At 72.9% G+C, this 15,649-nt stretch carries 15 protein-coding genes; 6 read left to right on the forward strand and 9 right to left on the reverse strand.

Translation table 11 applies throughout. The annotated features are described in order from the left end of the window. Positions 1-20: 20 nt before the first annotated feature. From ACFYXS_RS25345 to ACFYXS_RS25360, 4 genes are all read right to left on the reverse strand, one after another. A complete protein-coding gene (locus tag ACFYXS_RS25345; protein WP_389251975.1) occupies positions 21-437 on the reverse strand; it encodes a DoxX family protein in 417 nt (138 codons plus the stop codon). A 445-nt stretch (positions 438-882) separates the two neighbouring features. Further along, on the reverse strand, positions 883-2,589 hold the full coding sequence (locus ACFYXS_RS25350) for a phospho-sugar mutase (protein ID WP_389251977.1): 1,707 nt from the start codon (positions 2,587-2,589) through the stop codon (positions 883-885). 277 nt (positions 2,590-2,866) lie between these two features. Then, on the reverse strand, positions 2,867-3,700 hold the full coding sequence (locus tag ACFYXS_RS25355; RefSeq protein WP_389251979.1) for a purine-nucleoside phosphorylase: 834 nt from the start codon (positions 3,698-3,700) through the stop codon (positions 2,867-2,869). Between the two features lie 182 nt (positions 3,701-3,882). Then, complete coding sequence (locus tag ACFYXS_RS25360) at positions 3,883-4,320, reverse strand: gamma-glutamylcyclotransferase (protein ID WP_319658674.1); 438 nt, start codon at positions 4,318-4,320, stop codon at positions 3,883-3,885. A gap of 93 nt (positions 4,321-4,413) precedes the next feature. Here ACFYXS_RS25360 and ACFYXS_RS25365 point away from each other — a divergent pair, with 93 nt between their 5' ends. Both ACFYXS_RS25365 and ACFYXS_RS25370 read left to right on the forward strand, forming a co-directional pair. Continuing rightward, positions 4,414-5,862, forward strand: a complete 1,449-nt coding sequence (locus ACFYXS_RS25365; RefSeq protein WP_389251981.1) for an NAD(P)H-quinone dehydrogenase — start codon at positions 4,414-4,416, stop codon at positions 5,860-5,862. Positions 5,863-6,017: 155 nt separating this feature from the next. Then, positions 6,018-7,016: a DeoR/GlpR family DNA-binding transcription regulator gene (locus ACFYXS_RS25370; RefSeq protein WP_384294279.1), complete on the forward strand. Its 999-nt coding sequence runs from the start codon at positions 6,018-6,020 to the stop codon at positions 7,014-7,016. Between the two features lie 71 nt (positions 7,017-7,087). Here the strand turns inward: ACFYXS_RS25370 and ACFYXS_RS25375 are convergent, their stop codons facing one another. Next, positions 7,088-8,860 (reverse strand): acetyl/propionyl/methylcrotonyl-CoA carboxylase subunit alpha, encoded by a 1,773-nt coding sequence (locus ACFYXS_RS25375; protein WP_389251983.1) that lies wholly within the window; start codon positions 8,858-8,860, stop codon positions 7,088-7,090. Positions 8,861-9,235: 375 nt separating this feature from the next. On the opposite strand from ACFYXS_RS25375, the gene ACFYXS_RS25380 reads away from it, so the two are divergent. Continuing rightward, entirely contained in the window at positions 9,236-9,706 is a 471-nt protein-coding gene (locus ACFYXS_RS25380) for a hypothetical protein (RefSeq protein ID WP_389251985.1), read from the forward strand. A 49-nt stretch (positions 9,707-9,755) separates the two neighbouring features. On the opposite strand, the gene ACFYXS_RS25385 is transcribed toward ACFYXS_RS25380, so the two are convergent. From ACFYXS_RS25385 to ACFYXS_RS25400, 4 genes are all read right to left on the reverse strand, one after another. After that, on the reverse strand, positions 9,756-10,373 hold the full coding sequence (locus ACFYXS_RS25385) for a Maf family protein (protein ID WP_389251987.1): 618 nt from the start codon (positions 10,371-10,373) through the stop codon (positions 9,756-9,758). A 13-nt stretch (positions 10,374-10,386) separates the two neighbouring features. After that, positions 10,387-10,518: a morphogenic membrane protein MmpB gene (gene mmpB, locus ACFYXS_RS25390; RefSeq protein ID WP_389251989.1), complete on the reverse strand. Its 132-nt coding sequence runs from the start codon at positions 10,516-10,518 to the stop codon at positions 10,387-10,389. Positions 10,519-10,596: 78 nt separating this feature from the next. After that, the gene (locus ACFYXS_RS25395; protein WP_389251991.1) at positions 10,597-10,803 is read right to left on the reverse strand and encodes an acyl-CoA carboxylase subunit epsilon; all 207 of its coding nucleotides are present in this window, start codon (positions 10,801-10,803) and stop codon (positions 10,597-10,599) included. Between the two features lie 14 nt (positions 10,804-10,817). Further along, positions 10,818-12,407 carry an acyl-CoA carboxylase subunit beta gene (locus ACFYXS_RS25400; protein WP_389251993.1) on the reverse strand — a complete coding sequence of 530 codons (1,590 nt, stop codon included), beginning with the start codon at positions 12,405-12,407 and terminating at the stop codon, positions 10,818-10,820. Positions 12,408-12,549: 142 nt separating this feature from the next. Here ACFYXS_RS25400 and ACFYXS_RS25405 point away from each other — a divergent pair, with 142 nt between their 5' ends. The 3 genes from ACFYXS_RS25405 to ACFYXS_RS25415 all read left to right on the forward strand — a co-directional run bounded on the left by ACFYXS_RS25405 (position 12,550) and on the right by ACFYXS_RS25415 (position 15,564). Continuing rightward, complete coding sequence (locus ACFYXS_RS25405) at positions 12,550-13,392, forward strand: biotin--[acetyl-CoA-carboxylase] ligase (protein ID WP_389251995.1); 843 nt, start codon at positions 12,550-12,552, stop codon at positions 13,390-13,392. Positions 13,393-13,486: 94 nt separating this feature from the next. Next, positions 13,487-14,647 carry an adenylate/guanylate cyclase domain-containing protein gene (locus ACFYXS_RS25410; protein ID WP_389251997.1) on the forward strand — a complete coding sequence of 387 codons (1,161 nt, stop codon included), beginning with the start codon at positions 13,487-13,489 and terminating at the stop codon, positions 14,645-14,647. A 113-nt stretch (positions 14,648-14,760) separates the two neighbouring features. Further along, on the forward strand, positions 14,761-15,564 hold the full coding sequence (locus ACFYXS_RS25415; RefSeq protein ID WP_389251999.1) for an enoyl-CoA hydratase/isomerase family protein: 804 nt from the start codon (positions 14,761-14,763) through the stop codon (positions 15,562-15,564). The last annotated feature ends 85 nt before the right edge of the window (positions 15,565-15,649 follow it).

Raw genomic sequence — 15,649 nt, forward strand, 5'->3', positions numbered from 1 at the left:
GGCACGCGGGTCCGGACCGGTCAGAGCGCCGTCACGCCTTTGCCGACGGCGCCGAGCACGCGCTCACGGCGGGTCCACGTGACGACCGCCGCCAGGACGAGCAGCACCGCCGGCGGCGCCGGACTCCGGTCGACCACGGACAAGCAGGTCACGACCGCGCCCGTCATGACTCCGGTGAGTACCAGACCACCCAGGGCGCTCAGCCGGGGAACGAGCAGCAGTACGGCCCCCACCAGTTCCAGGGAGCCGGTGACGTACCGGAGCCACTGCCCGGCGCCGACGTCCTGGAAGAGGTCGACCATGTCCTTCGCGCCGGCGATCTTCGAGGCCCCCGCCATGACGAACACGACGGCCAGGACGGCCTGAAGGATCCACAGGGCGATGTTCCGGCCCTTCCTTCCGCCGGCCGCGGGGGCACTCTGCACAGAACCGGACATGTCTTCTCCCTTGACGCGCGAAGCGGCCGCCGCCCACCGACTGGTGTGCCGTCCGGCCTTCACTTGAACTTTCATGTCACACCCTAGAGTGCGACTCATGAACATTCAAGCGAAGGGGTGTGCCGCCCCCAGTGGTGCGTCACCCGTTCGGAGGACGGGGGGGAGGAGTGACGGCCGGCCGCGGCGACCGAGCGGCACCTCCGGCGCCGGAGGGCCGGAGGGACGTCCGCTGAAGGGCAGCCTGGCGTACGGCACTCACGGCGGGCAGACCTGTGAGCAGTGGCCGATCGACGTCACTGGCGGCGGCCGTGTCCGGTACCTCGTGGACGCCGCCGACGGCACGTGCTGGATCCCTTTCGCGGGCATGGGGCATCCGCGAGCCACGGACCGTCGCGGACGGAGCGCATCGACCGGCGGCCGATGCGCTCCGCCGGCGCGGAGCGGTTCAGATGCCCGCGGCGGCAGCGAGGTCGGTCTTGAGGGCGGACAGGACCTCCGCCGCCCGGGTGCGGGTGGTCGCGAGGGTGTCGGCGCCGCCGGGGACCGGGAGGACGACCTCCAGGTAGCACTTGAGCTTCGGCTCGGTGCCGCTGGGACGGACGATGACGCGGGCCGCCTCGACGGGGCCGGCGCCGGCGAGGTGGTAGCGCAGGCCGTCGGTCGGGGGCAGGGCCTCGGTGCCCTGGGTGAGGTCCTCGGCGGTCGTCACGGTCAGACCCGCCAGCGAGGCCGGCGGCCGTTCCCGCAGCCGGGTCATGGCGTCGGCGATGAGGCCGAGGTCGGCGACCCGCACCGAGAGCTGGTCGGTGGCGTGCAGGCCGTACTCCAGGGCGATGTCGTCCAGGAGGTCGGAGAGCGTGCGGCCCTTGGCCTTGAGCTCGGCGGCGAGTTCGGCGACGGCCAGGGCCGCGCTGATGCCGTCCTTGTCGCGGACGCCCCCGGGGTCCACGCAGTAGCCGAGCGCTTCCTCGTAGCCGTACCGCAGGCCCTCCACCCGGGAGATCCACTTGAAGCCGGTCAGGGTGTCGGCGTAGTCCAGGCCCGCCCGGGCGGCGATGCGGGACAGCAGCGAGGAGGAGACGATGCTCGCCGCGAACGTGCCCGTGGCGCGCTGGTGGACCAGATGGGTCGCGAGCAGCGCGCCCACCTCGTCGCCGCGCAGCATCCGCCAGCCGGCCCCGGCGGCGCGGTCCGGGACGGCGACGGCGCAGCGGTCGGCGTCGGGGTCGTTGGCGATGACGATGTCGGGCCCCAGCTCGCGGGCAGCGGCGAAGGACAGGTCCATCGCCCCCGGCTCCTCGGGGTTGGGGAAGGCGACGGTCGGGAAGTCCGCGTCGGGCTCGGCCTGTTCGGCCACCACGTGCGGAGCGGCGAAACCGGCCCGCGCGAAGGCGGCGGTCAGCGTGGAGCGGCCGACGCCGTGCAGGGGGGTGTAGACCACGGACAGGTCCCGCGGGGAGTGCCGGTCCACCACCGACGCGACGCGCTCCAGGTAGGCCTCGACCACCTCGTCGCCGAACACCTGCCAGCCCTCGTCGGCCAGGGGCACGTCGGAGAGCGGGCCGATCGCGGCGATCTCGGCGGCGATGCCGGAGTCGGCGGGCGGCACGATCTGCGAGCCGTCGCCGAGGTAGACCTTGTAGCCGTTGTCCTGGGGCGGGTTGTGGCTCGCGGTCACCATGACGCCCGCGGCCGCGCCGAGGTGGCGGACGGCGAAGGCGAGCACGGGCGTGGGGAGCGGCCGGGACAGCAGGGCGGCGCGCAGCCCCGCGCCCACCATGACGGCGGCGGTGTCGCGCGCGAAGTCGTACGACTTGTGGCGGGCGTCGTAGCCGACGACGACCAGCCCGTCGCCCTGGCCCTGCTCCTTCAGGTACGCGGCCAGGCCCCCGGCAGCCCGGATGACGACCGAGCGGTTCATCCGCATGGGGCCCGCGCCGATCTCGCCGCGCAGGCCGGCCGTGCCGAACTGCAAGGTTCCCGCGAACCGGTCCGCCAGGTCGTCCGCCGCGTCCCGGTCGCCGGCCTCGGCGGAGGCGAGCAGGGCCTCCAGCTCGCCGCGGGTGTCCGGGTCGGGGTCCTCGGCCAGCCAGGTACGGGCCTGCTGGATCAGCTCTGCGGTGTTGCCGGCGCCTGCGCTTGCGCTTGCCACGTGATGCTCCTGCGATGTCTCGGTCGTCGGTGCCGCCTCCGCCGCGCGGTGGCCGGTCTCGGGACCGGCGTGTCCGCCGCGCGGGTCGGGCGGGCGTGCCGGTGCCCGTCCGGCGGGCGGCGGCCGGGGTGGGGGCGGCGCGGGCCGGGGGGACAGGGGGTTACCTCCCCGCGCCCGCGGGTTCCCTAACCAGGTGAACCGGGCGCCGGGGCCGTGCAGGGGCGGCCGGGGCGTCCGCGCCCCGGTCCCGCCCGGCGTCCGGCCTCCCGGCGGGCGGTCAGATCCGCTCCAGCACCTGGGCGAGGAGGGCGCCCATGCGGGCGGCGGAGTCGCGGCCGGCCTCCAGGACCTCCTCGTGGTTGAGGGGTTCGCCGGTCATGCCCGCGGCCAGGTTGGTGACCAGGGAGATGCCCAGCACCTCGGCACCCGCCTCGCGGGCCGCGATGGCCTCCAGCGTGGTGGACATGCCGACCAGGTCGCCGCCGATGGTGCGGACCATGTTGATCTCGGCCGGCGTCTCGTAGTGCGGGCCGGGGAGCTGGACGTAGACGCCCTCCTCCAGGGAGGGGTCGACCTCCTTGCACAGCGCGCGCAGCCGCGGGGAGTACAGGTCGGTGAGGTCCACGAAGTTGGCGCCCACGATCGGCGAGGTGGCCGTCATGTTGATGTGGTCGCTGATCAGCACGGCCTGGCCGGGCCGGTAGGTGGGGCGCAGCCCGCCGCAGCCGTTGGTGAGCACGACGGTCTTGCAGCCGGCGGCGACGGCGGTGCGCACGCCGTGCACCACGGTGGCCACGCCGTGGCCCTCGTAGAAGTGGTTGCGGCCCAGGAAGACCAGCGCGCGCCGATCGCCCATCCGCACCGAGCGCACCTTGCCGGAGTGGCCCGCGACGGCCGGCGGCGGGAAGCCCGGCAGCTCGGTGATCGCGAACTCGTACTCGGCCTCGCCGAGCCGGTCGGCGGCCGGCACCCATCCGGAGCCCATCACCAGGGCGACGTCGTGGGTCTCGTCGCCGGTGAGCTCGCGCAGGCGAGCGGCGGCCTCCGTGGCGGCGGCGTACGGGTCGCCCAGCGGAGTGCGGGCTGCGTTGGGATGTGCGGAAGAGTTCACGCCGATGAGGGTAGCCGGTTATCTCCTACGCGCGTAGACGTCTCAGGTCACGGTCTGCGAAACTTCGGAGGATCCCACGATTGACGCTCCCATGGTGACCTCCCGGGCGTCCGGTGGTGAGCGCTTTCCGTGCCGCTCGCCAGGTGTTCGTCCCCACCGTGCCCGGTGCCGCGCCCCGGCGGTCAGCAGGGGCGCTTGCGCAGTTCCATGACGTAGTCGTGGGGCGCGCCCGCGGACTCCGCCGCGTCGGCCAGCTCGCCGAGGTAGCGGGCGGAGGGGAGGCCGCCCTCGTAGTCGTTGAGGACGTAGATCCACGCCGTCACGTCGCCGTCCAGGGTGTGCGCGCGGACCTGGTGGCGGCGGTAGATGCCGAGCGGCACGCCCTCCCAGCGGTCGAGTGACTCGTCGTCGACCGGCGCGATGTCGTAGAGCCCGACGAAGACCTGGTGCAGCGGGTCCTCCACCAGGGTGGCGATCGCGCCCTCCCAGCCCATCTGCTCGCCGCCGAACGTCAGGCGCCAGCCGTCGAGCCAGCCGGTTCCGCGCAGCGGCGAGTGCGGGGCGCGGCGGGTCATCAGCCGCGCGTCGAGGTTGCCGGCGTACGCGGCGTAGAGCGACATGGTGACGAGAGTACGACAGAGGGGCCCTGCCCACCCGACCACGACGGCCGGGCCGCGGGGCCCAGTCGGTGATCACTTGGCGCGTGCGGGACAATGGGGTACGTGACTCGGATCGTGATCATTGGTGGCGGACCCGGCGGATACGAAGCGGCCCTCGTGGCCAGCCAGCTGGGCGCGGAGGTGACCGTCGTCGACTGCGACGGTCTGGGCGGGGCGTCGGTGCTCACCGACTGCGTGCCGTCGAAGACCCTGATCGCGACGGCCGAGGTGATGACCACCTTCGACTCGTCGTACGAGGAACTGGGCATCATCGTGGCGGACGACACGCCGCACGTCGAGCAGGCGGCCCGGGTCGTCGGCGTCGACCTCGGCAAGGTCAACCGCCGTGTGAAACGTCTCGCACTCGCCCAGTCGCACGACATCGCCGCCTCCGTCACCCGTTCCGGCGCCCGCGTCCTGCGCGGCCGCGGCCGGCTCGAGGGCATGCAGGCCATCGACGGCTCCCGCACGGTGGTCGTCACGGCCGCCGACGGCACGACCGAGACCCTCACCGCCGACGCCGTGCTCATCGCCACCGGCGGGCGTCCCCGTGAGCTCCCCGACGCCCTGCCGGACGGCGAGCGCATCCTCAACTGGACGCAGGTGTACGACCTGGAGGAGCTCCCCGAGGAGCTCATCGTGGTCGGCTCGGGCGTGACCGGCGCCGAGTTCGCCGGCGCGTACCAGGCGCTCGGCTCCAAGGTGACGCTCGTCTCCTCCCGCGACCGCGTGCTGCCCGGCGAGGACCCGGACGCCGCCGCCGTCCTGGAGGACGTCTTCCGGCGCCGCGGCATGAACGTCATGGCCCGCTCCCGCGCCGAGTCCGCCAAGCGGGTGGGCGACCGCGTCGAGGTCACCCTCTCCGACGGCCGGGTCATCACCGGCAGCCACTGCCTCATGGCGGTCGGCGCCATACCCAACAGCTCCGACATGGGCCTGGAGGGCGCCGGGGTCAAGGTCAAGGAGTCCGGCCACATCTGGACCGACAAGGTCTCCCGCACCTCCGCGCCGGGCGTCTACGCGGCCGGCGACGTCACGGGCATCTTCGCGCTCGCATCGGTCGCCGCCATGCAGGGCCGGATCGCGATGTACCACTTCCTCGGCGAGACGGTCGGCCCGCTCAACCTCAAGGCGGTCTCCTCCAACGTCTTCACCGACCCCGAGATCGCGACCGTCGGCTACACGCAGTCCGACGTCGACGCCGGCATCATCGACGCCCGCGTCCTGAAGCTGCCGCTGCTGCGCAACCCGCGCGCGAAGATGCAGGGCATCCGGGACGGCTTCGTGAAGCTCTTCTGCCGCCCGGGCACCGGCATCGTGGTCGGCGGCGTGGTCGTCTCGCTGCGCGCGAGCGAGCTGATCCACCCCATCTCGATCGCGGTCGACAACAATCTGACCGTCGAGCAGATGGCGAACACCTTCACGGTCTACCCGTCGCTGTCGGGCTCGATCGGCGAGGCGGCACGGCAGTTGGCCACCCGGAAGGCCGCCGGGGAGCTGTAACCGCCAGGCGCGGGACCGCAGCTTTCCGTATAGCACGAGGCGTCCGACTTCACGAACAACTTCTGTTAATCGGTGCAAACTGCTGATAGCAGACGGTCATTGGCGTTACTGTCAGTTTCGTGTTCGCAGCAGAACGTCGCCAACTGATCCTCGAAATGGTGCGCGCCAACGGAGCGGTTTCCCTCCGTGAGCTCGCCCGCGTCGTCCAGACCTCGGAAGTGACCGTACGGCGTGACGTGCGGGCGCTCGAGGCAGAAGGACTGCTCGACCGCCGGCACGGCGGTGCGGTGCTGCCGGGGGGCTTCACCAGGGAGTCCGGCTTTCCGCAGAAATCCCATCTATCGACCGCGGAGAAGACGGCGATCGCCGATCTCGCGGCCGGTCTCGTCGAGGAGGGCGAGGCCATTGTCGTCGGCGCCGGTACCACCACCCAGGAGCTGGCACGCCGGCTCGCCCGGGTGCCGGGGCTGACCGTCGTGACCAATTCCCTGCTCGTGGCGCAGGCGTTGGCGCATGCCAACCGGGTCGAGGTCGTCATGACCGGCGGCACGCTCCGCGGGTCCAACTACGCGCTCGTCGGCAGCGGCGCCGAGCAGTCCCTGCAAGGACTGCGGGTCTCCCGGGCGTTCCTGTCCGGGGCCGGTCTGACCGCCGAGCGCGGCCTGTCCACCTCGAACATGCTCTCCGCGAGCGTCGACCGGGCGCTGGTCCAGGCGGCCGCGGAAGTCGTGGTGCTGGCCGACCACACCAAGCTGGGCACGGACACCATGTTCCAGACGGTGCCGACGGACCTGATCACGCATCTGGTCACCGACGCGCCGCCCGCGGGCGACGACCGTGCCGCGACCGAGCTCCAGGCGCTGGCAGACCGCGGTGTGCAGGTCGCGGTGGCGTCGACCGACGGAGTCGACGGCGGGATGCCCCACGGGCGGCAGCGGCGGGAGATGCCGCCCGTGCCGGGCCCCCGCCGGCACCAGCACCCGCAACCGGGTTACTCCGGTGGCAGCGCGGCCCCACCCGGTGAGCCGCGCGCCCGGGCCGCCGGCCAGTCGGCCGGAGGCGTCGCGGGGAGCATGTCCCCGCTGCGCACCGCCCAACTGGCCGGGGAGCAGCAGGCCGCGCGGATCGCGGACCTGGCACCCCGTCGCCGCTGACCACCGCGGGCCCCGGCCGATCGTCGGCCGGGGCCCGCGTGCGGTGCCGTACGTGCGGTGCTGAGCTCGGATCAGTCCTTGATCTCGCAGATCAGCGCGCCGGAGGAGACGGAGGAGCCGACCTCGGCGGTCAGGCCCTTGATGGTGCCGGAGCGGTGCGCGTTGAGCGGCTGCTCCATCTTCATCGCCTCCAGGACGACGACCAGGTCGCCCTCCTTGACCTCCTGGCCCTCCTCGACGGCCACCTTCACGATGGTGCCCTGCATCGGCGAGGCCAGGCTGTCGCCGGAGGCGGCGGAGCCGGCCTTCTTCGCCGTGCGCCGCTTGGGGCGGGCGCCTCCCGCGGCCGCCGTACGGGCCAGGGTCATGCCCAGCGAGGCCGGGAGGGAGACCTCCAGGCGCTTGCCGCCGACCTCGACCACGACGGTCTCGCGGCCCGGCTCCTCGGACTCCTCACCGTCGAGAGCGGCGGTGAAGGGCGGGATCTCGTTGACGAACTCCGTCTCGATCCACCGGGTGTGGACCGTGAACGGGCCCTCGCCGCCGTACACCTCGGGCGCGAACGCCGCGTCGGCGACCACCGCGCGGTGGAACGGGACGGCCGTGGCCATGCCCTCGACCTGGAACTCCGCCAGGGCGCGGGCGGCGCGCTGCAGCGCCTGCTGCCGGGTGGCGCCGGTGACGATCAGCTTGGCCAGCAGCGAGTCCCAGGCGGGGCCGATGACACTGCCGGCCTCCACGCCCGCGTCCAGGCGCACGCCCGGGCCGGACGGCGCGTCGAACCGGGTGACGGTGCCGGGGGCCGGCAGGAAGTTGCGGCCCGGGTCCTCGCCGTTGATGCGGAACTCGAAGGAGTGACCGCGCATCGGCGGGTCGTCGTAGCCGAGCTCCTCGCCGTCGGCGATCCGGAACATCTCGCGGACCAGGTCGATGCCGGTGACCTCCTCCGTGACCGGGTGCTCGACCTGGAGACGGGTGTTGACCTCCAGGAAGGAGATCGTGCCGTCGGTGCCGACCAGGAACTCGCAGGTGCCCGCGCCGACGTAGCCGGCCTCCTTGAGGATGGCCTTGGAGGCGCTGTAGAGCTGCTTGTTCTGCTCGGGGGTCAGGAAGGGCGCGGGCGCCTCCTCCACGAGCTTCTGGTGGCGGCGCTGCAGCGAGCAGTCACGGGTGGAGACGACGACCACGTTGCCGTGCTGGTCGGCCAGGCACTGGGTCTCCACGTGCCGGGGCTTGTCCAGGTAGCGCTCGACGAAGCACTCGCCGCGGCCGAAGGCGGCGACCGCCTCGCGCACCGCGGAGTCGTAGAGCTCCGGGACCTCCTCCAGCGTGCGGGCGACCTTCAGGCCGCGTCCGCCGCCGCCGAAGGCGGCCTTGATGGCGATCGGCAGGCCGTTCTCGCGCGCGAAGGCGACGACCTCCTCGGACCCGGAGACCGGGTCGGGGGTGCCGGCCACCAGCGGCGCACCGGCGCGCTGCGCGATGTGCCGGGCGGCGACCTTGTCACCCAGGTCGCGGATGGCCTGCGGCGGCGGGCCGATCCAGGTCAGGCCCGCGTCGAGGACCGCCTGGGCGAAGTCGGCGTTCTCCGACAGAAAGCCGTACCCCGGGTGGACGGCGTCCGCCCCGGCTTCGGCAGCGGCCGCCAGCACCTTGGAGATGTCCAGGTAACTGGTGGCCGGAGTGTCACCGCCCAGCGCGTACGCCTCATCGGCCACGCGCACATGCAGCGCGTCCCGGTCCGGCTCCGCGTAGACGGCCACACTGGCGATCCCGGCATCCCGGCAGGCACGGGCGACGCGGACTGCGATTTCACCGCGGTTGGCGATGAGGACCTTGCGCACGATGGCTCCCTCCTTGAAACAAGCAGAGTTTAGGTACTGGCGACACTTCGTGCCGAGGCACCCCTGGGGGTGAGCTTGCCCACACGGAGGGTGACACGAGTCCCCGCGGGGGGCTCGGATGCCGTGGCTTCCCACGGTAAATCCCTATTCATCCCGGTGCTTGGGCCCCTGGGGTGTGGGCCGGGTCACCAGCCTCCACCGTGGCCGACGGGGCGTTGCTTTTGTGGGAACTCCACGAAGGCCCGGGGAAATCTTTGCCGGGCGGCCGCCCCATACGGGTGGCGGCGACGAAACCCTTGCCGCAACTCCTACCCGTTAGTAGCGTGCGCCCTACGTGATACCGGCGGTAAGCCGGTCAGGGACAGGGGGCGCGCAGTGCGCAGGAGTGTCGTCGCGACAGCGGCCGTGGTGCTCGTCCTGGAGGCGTTCGGCTTCGCCGTCGTCAACTGGGTGATGGGCATCGTCGTCGAGCACCAGCAGATGTCCCTGGGCGGGCTGAAGCCCGGCGCGATGGCGGCGGGTGCGTGGGCGGCCGGCGTGGTGATGGCGCTCTTCCTCATCGGGTGCGCGATCGTCCTCGCCCGCACCGCGGTCCGGGACCGTGCCCCCGGGCGCTTCGGCCGCATCCTGCTGATCGTCTGCGCGGTGACCCACGGCGTGCTCGCCGCCGGGCTGGCCGCGCCGGTGGGCTGGGCGGCGTTCGTCGGGATGGTGGTGATCATGGGCCTGGTGGTGCTCAGCCTGGTCCTGTACGCCGGCGGTGAGGCCCCGGCGGCAGCGGCGGCCTCCGACGAGCCGGGCGGGAGCACGCCCCCGCCGCCCCCCGTGGCGCCCGCCGCGGTCTGAGCGGCGGCTCCCCGGCCCTCGCGGACCCAGACGTCTCCGACCGGACGTCTCAGACCCAGAAGTCGGTGATGCGCAGACCGAGGTCCGCGAACAGCCGCCGCAACAACGGCAGCGACAACCCGATGACATTGCCGGAGTCGCCCTCGATGCCCTCGACGAACGGGGCCGAGCGTCCGTCGAGCGTGAACGCGCCGGCCACCGCCAGCGGCTCGCCGGAGGCGACGTAGGCGGCGATCTCGTCGTCGTCCGGGGTGCCGAAGTGGACCGTGGTCGAGCCGGTGGCCGACACCCTGCGGCCGCCCGCGCCCAGGTCGATGACGCAGTGTCCGGTGCGGAGCACGCCGGACCGGCCGCGCATGGACTTCCAGCGGGCCGTGGCGTCCTCCGCGTCCGACGGCTTGCCGAGGGCCTGGCCGTCCAGCTCGAGCACGGAGTCGCAGCCGATGACCACCTCGTCGCCGGACAGCCCGGCGGCGACCGCGGCGGCCTTGGCCTCGGCCAGGACCAGGGCGAGTTCGGCGGGGCTGCCGGCGCTGACCGCTTCCTCGTCGACGCCGCTGACGACGACCCGCGGGTCGAGTCCGGCGTCCTTGAGCAGTCCGAGCCGCGCGGGGGAGGCGGACGCGAGGACGAGCGGGCGGGTGCGGGCGCTGCGGCTGTCGGTCATGCCGTCATCGTAGTCAGCAGCGCCAGGCCACCAGCGCGGTGATGGCGGGGACGGCGACGGCGATCACGAGCATCGCCCGGCGCAGCATCGCCTGGGCCTGCCGCATCTCCTCGGGGGGTTCGTCGGACGGGTCGGACCACAGCATCCGTCCAGGGTGCGCCGTGCGCGGTGCCCGCGCCTGAGTACGGATACTCAGGCGCGGGCGGTACCCCGCGGGCGCGGCTCAGTGCGGCCAGTACGTGGCGCGCCAGGCCACCGGCGCCGGGCGGAGCGGCCGGGACGGCACGTTGCGCGCGGGGGCGGCCCACTCGTCGGCAGGCCGCGGGCCGTCGGCGGGGCCGGGTGAGGCCGCGGCCCGCGCCTGGACGAGGGCGACGACGGCCGCCAGTTCCTCCGGGGTCGGGTTGCCCCGTTCGACCTTGATCATCATCGTGGGCACACTCCTTACAGCGGGATGTTGCCGTGCTTCTTCGGCGGCAGGCTCTCGCGCTTGTTGCGCAGCGTCCGCAGCCCCTTCACCAGGTGCATGCGGGTCTCCGAGGGCATGATCACCGCGTCGACGTAGCCGCGCTCGGCGGCCACGTACGGGTTCAGCAGCGTGTCCTCGTACTCCCGCATCAACTCCGCGCGCAGCGACTCGGCCTCCTCCGGCGAACCGGCCTCGGCGAGCGTGCGGCGGTGCAGGATGTTGACCGCGCCCTGGGCGCCCATGACCGCGATCTGGGCGGTCGGCCAGGCCAGGTTGAGGTCGGCGCCCAGGTGCTTGGAGCCCATGACGTCGTAGGCGCCGCCGAACGCCTTGCGCGTGATGACGGTGATCAGCGGCACGGTGGCCTCGGCGTACGCGTAGATCAGCTTGGCGCCGCGCCGGATGATGCCGTTCCACTCCTGGTCGGTGCCCGGCAGGAAGCCGGGGACGTCCACGAAGGTGATGACCGGGACGTTGAAGCTGTCGCAGGTGCGGACGAAGCGCGCGGCCTTCTCGCCGGCGTTGATGTCCAGGCAGCCGGCGAACTGCATCGGCTGGTTGGCGACGATGCCGACCGGGCTGCCCTCGATGCGGCCGAAGCCGGTGACGATGTTCGGGGCGAACAGCGCCTGCGTCTCCAGGAACTCGCCGTCGTCCAGCACATGCTCGATGACCGTGTGCATGTCGTACGGCTGGTTCGCCGAGTCCGGGATCAGCGCGTCGAGTTCCAGGTCCTCGGCGCCCACCTCCAGGTCCGCCTCCTGGGGATAGGCGGGCGCCTCCTGGAGATTGTTGGACGGCAGGTAGGACAGCAGCGCCTTGACGTACTCGATGGCGTCCTTCTCGTCGCCCGCCATGTGGTGCGCGTTGCCGGAGACGGAGTTGTGCGAGCGGGCGCCGCCGAGCTCCTCGAAGCCGACGTCCTCACCGGTGACGGTCTTGATGACGTCCGGGCCGGTGATGAACATGTGCGAGGTCTGGTCGACCATCACCACGAAGTCGGTGATGGCGGGGGAGTACACCGCGCCGCCCGCGCAGGGGCCCATGATGAGCGAGATCTGCGGGATCACGCCGGAGGCGTGGGTGTTGCGGCGGAAGATCTCGCCGTACAGGCCGAGCGAGGTCACGCCCTCCTGGATGCGGGCGCCACCGGAGTCGTTGATGCCGATGACCGGGCAGCCGGTCTTCAGCGCCCAGTCCATGACCTTCACGATCTTCTCGCCGAAGACCTCGCCGAGCGCCCCGCCGAACACCGTGAAGTCCTGCGAGAACACCGCGACCGGGCGTCCGTCGACGGTGCCGTAGCCGGTGACGACGCCGTCGCCGTAGGGGCGGTTCTTCTCCAGGCCGAAGTTGGTCGAGCGGTGCCGCGCGAGCTCGTCGAGCTCCACGAACGAGTTCTCGTCCAGCAGCAGTTCGATGCGCTCACGGGCCGTCAGCTTGCCCTTCGCATGCTGCTTCTCCACCGCGCGCGCCGAGCCTGCGTGGGTCGCCTCCTCGGTGCGGCGGCGCAGGTCCGCGAGTTTCCCCGCGGTCGTGTGGATGTCGTACTCCGGCTCAGCCATGGGAAGCGGCTCTCCTGTTCCCGTCGGGTGGATCTGAGGGTGTGACGTGACTGGCGAGTAATTCTGTTTCCGTAGCGTAACCGCGCGGATGCTGCCCGGTCAGTGCGGCGTTGGCCACACCCCTGCTCCTAGGCTGGGGCACATGACATCGAACCGCTGGTCCGACCTCGACCGCCCGCCGCTGAACGTGACGGCCCTGCGCAAGGCGATCGTCACCCCGGACAGCCGGTGGACCTCCTTCGACCTCGTCGAGGCCACCGGCTCCACCAACAGCGACCTGGGCGCCCGCGCCCGCGAGGGCGCGCCCGAGGGCGCGGTGCTGGTCGCCGAGGAGCAGACCGCCGGGCGCGGCCGGCTGGACCGCCAGTGGCAGGCGCCGGCCCGCTCCGGGCTGTTCTTCTCCGTGCTGCTGCGGCCGTCCGCCGCCCCCGCCCACCGCTGGGGCTGGCTGCCACTGCTCGCCGGGGTCGCCACGGCCACGGCCGTCGCGCGCACGGCGGGTGTGGACACCGGTCTGAAGTGGCCCAACGACGTGCTGGTGACCGTCGGCGGCGAGGAGCGCAAGACGGGCGGCATCCTCGCCGAGCGGGTCGGCGACGACGCCGTCGTCTTGGGCATCGGGCTCAACGTCACCCTGCGCGAGGAGGAGCTGCCGGTACCCGCCGCCGGGTCGCTGGCGCTCGCGGGCGCCAAGGTCACCGACCGTGATCCGCTGCTGCGCGCCGTGCTGCGCTCGCTGGCCGACTGGTACGGCGAGTGGCTGGGCGCGGAGGGTGATCCGGCCGCCTCGCGGCTGCAGCAGGCGTACGCCGCGGGCTGCACGACCCTGGGCCGCACGGTGCGCGCGGTGCTCCCGGGCGGCACCGAGGCGACCGGCCGGGCGGTCGCCGTGGACGACGACGGACGCCTGGTGGTGGCCACCGCCGCGGGCGAGCGGGCGGTCGCCGCGGGTGACGTCGTCCATGTGCGGCCGGCGGGAGAGTGAGCCAGGCCACACCTGTCGTATGGTGGGTGCGGCAACCGCCATACAACAGGTGTGCGGAAGGGCCAGTACGCAGGGACCCTGGAGGGGGCGGGCGGTGACCGTGGACGACGCGAGCGACCTCCCGTCGCACGACGGACCGGACCGGGAGCCGGAGAGCGGGCCGGAGGGCACCGCGCCCGACGACGAGCCGGACGCCGGGCCGGAGGACGAACCGGAGGCCGGGTCGTCCGGGCCGGAAGAGGACCCCATCGCGCTCCGCCTGGAGCAGCTGATCATGGGCGCCGAGCGGCTCTACACACCCTTCCAGGCAGCCCGCAGCGCCGGCGTCTCCATGGACCTCGCGGCGCGCTTCTGGCGGGCCATGGGCTTCGCCGACATCGGCCAGGCACGGGCCCTGACCGAGGCCGACGTGCTCGCCCTGCGCCGCCTGGCGGGCCTGGTGGAGGCCGGTCTGATCAGCGAGAACACCGCCATCCAAGTGGCCCGTTCCACGGGGCAGACCACCGCGCGGCTCGCCGAGTGGCAGACCGACTCCTTCCTGGAGGAGCTGACCGAGCCGCCCGAGCCCGGCCTGACCCGGGCCGAGGTGGCCTACCCGCTGGTCGAACTGCTGCTGCCGGAGCTGGAGGAGTTCCTGACCTACGTCTGGCGGCGGCAGTTGGCCGCCGCCACCAGCCGGGTCGTGCGCTCCGACGACGAGGAGGCCGTCGACCGGCGGCTCGCGGTCGGCTTCGCCGACCTCGTCGGCTTCACCCGGCTGACCCGGCGGCTGGAGGAGGAGGAACTCGGCGAACTCGTCGAGGCCTTCGAGACCACGGCCGCCGACCAGGTCGCCGCCCACGGCGGCCGGCTGGTCAAGACCCTCGGTGACGAAGTGCTGTTCATCGCCGACGACCCCGGCACCGCCGCGGAGATCGGCATGCGGCTGATCGAGACGATGAACGGCGACGAGACGATGCCCGCGCTGCGCGTCGGCATCGCCTTCGGCACGGTCACCACACGCATGGGCGACGTCTTCGGCACGACGGTGAACCTGGCGAGCCGGCTGACCTCGATAGCGCCCCGGGACGCGGTGCTCGTGGACGGGGAGCTCGCGCAGGCACTGGTCGCCGGCGGCGAGGCGCCCGAGTCGGAGGCGGAGGTCGAGCCCGGGTCGGACGAGAAGTACCGGTTCGCGCTGCAGCCGATGTGGCGGCGGCCGGTACGTGGTCTCGGCGTCGTGGAGCCCTGGCTGCTGAGCCGGCGCGGGGGCTGATCGCCGACGCCGGGCGGGCACGGCCCGGCGAAGCTTTCGCCGGCGGGGGCGGCGCCCTACCCTGCTCGGGTTGGTTCACGATCATCAACGGCCGACCCGAAGGGTGCGTGGCAATGTCCGAGCTGCGGTTTGGTGAGTGGGTGGCGGTCCGCCGGCACGGTGACGCGTGGCGGGTCGCCGAGCTGGTGCTCGACCGGCCGAAGGCGATGAACGCGGTCTCCACCGAGATGGCGCGGGCGATCACCGAGGCGTGCGCGGCCCTGGCCGCCGACCGGTCGGTGAGCGTGGTCGTGGTGACCTCGACCCACGAACGGGCCTTCTGCGTGGGCGCCGACCTCAAGGAGCGCAACTCCTTCTCCGACGCCGACCTGATGAAGCAGCGCCCGCACACCCGGGCCGCCTACACCGCAGTGCTGGAGCTGCCGATGCCCTCGGTGGCCGCCGTGCACGGCTACGCGCTGGGCGGCGGCTACGAACTGGCGCTGGCCTGCGACGTGATCGTGGCGGACCCGACGGCCGTGGTGGGCCTGCCGGAGGTCAGCGTCGGTGTGATCCCCGGCGGCGGCGGCACGCAGCTGCTCCCGCGCCGGGTGGGTGCCGCCCGGGCGGCGCAGCTGATCTTCACGGGACGGCGGGTGCCGGCCGCGGAAGCGCTCGCGCTGGGCCTGGTGGACGTCCTCGCCGAGGAGGGCCAGGACGGCGCCGAGGCGCTGGCGCTGGCCGAGCGGATGGCCCGGAACTCCCCGGTGGGGCTGTGGGCCGCCAAGCGGGCGCTGCGCCTCGGCCAGGGCACGGACCTGCGCACCGGCCTGGACGTGGAGGACGCGGCCTGGCGCTCGGTCGCCTTCTCCGGGGACCGGGCGGAGGGCGTCGCGGCGTTCAACGAGAAGCGCGACCCGGTGTGGCCGGGGGAGTGATTGGCGCGGGAAACGGCCGTGCCGGGCGGGCTTGAAGCGCGCGCGATCCGGTAAACGTCGCAAACTGGTAAAAAGTGGCGGCGAC

It is taken from the genome of Streptomyces sp. NPDC002574 (assembly GCF_042889545.1).
Lineage (GTDB): Bacteria > Actinomycetota > Actinomycetes > Streptomycetales > Streptomycetaceae > Actinacidiphila.

What these genes read in the sequence shown, in the direction of transcription:
- ACFYXS_RS25385 (WP_389251987.1), bottom strand. Translation starts at nt 10,373, where the DNA reads ATGACCGACAGCCGCAGCGCCCGCACCCGCCCGCTCGTCCTCGCGTCC.
- ACFYXS_RS25360 (WP_319658674.1), bottom strand. Translation starts at nt 4,320, where the DNA reads ATGTCGCTCTACGCCGCGTACGCCGGCAACCTCGACGCGCGGCTGATG.
- ACFYXS_RS25405 (WP_389251995.1), top strand. Translation starts at nt 12,550, where the DNA reads ATGACATCGAACCGCTGGTCCGACCTCGACCGCCCGCCGCTGAACGTG.
- ACFYXS_RS25370 (WP_384294279.1), top strand. Translation starts at nt 6,018, where the DNA reads ATGGTGCGCGCCAACGGAGCGGTTTCCCTCCGTGAGCTCGCCCGCGTC.
- mmpB (WP_389251989.1), bottom strand. Translation starts at nt 10,518, where the DNA reads ATGCTGTGGTCCGACCCGTCCGACGAACCCCCCGAGGAGATGCGGCAG.
- ACFYXS_RS25345 (WP_389251975.1), bottom strand. Translation starts at nt 437, where the DNA reads ATGTCCGGTTCTGTGCAGAGTGCCCCCGCGGCCGGCGGAAGGAAGGGC.
- ACFYXS_RS25415 (WP_389251999.1), top strand. Translation starts at nt 14,761, where the DNA reads ATGTCCGAGCTGCGGTTTGGTGAGTGGGTGGCGGTCCGCCGGCACGGT.
- ACFYXS_RS25395 (WP_389251991.1), bottom strand. Translation starts at nt 10,803, where the DNA reads ATGATGATCAAGGTCGAACGGGGCAACCCGACCCCGGAGGAACTGGCG.
- ACFYXS_RS25365 (WP_389251981.1), top strand. Translation starts at nt 4,414, where the DNA reads ATGGGGTACGTGACTCGGATCGTGATCATTGGTGGCGGACCCGGCGGA.
- ACFYXS_RS25400 (WP_389251993.1), bottom strand. Translation starts at nt 12,407, where the DNA reads ATGGCTGAGCCGGAGTACGACATCCACACGACCGCGGGGAAACTCGCG.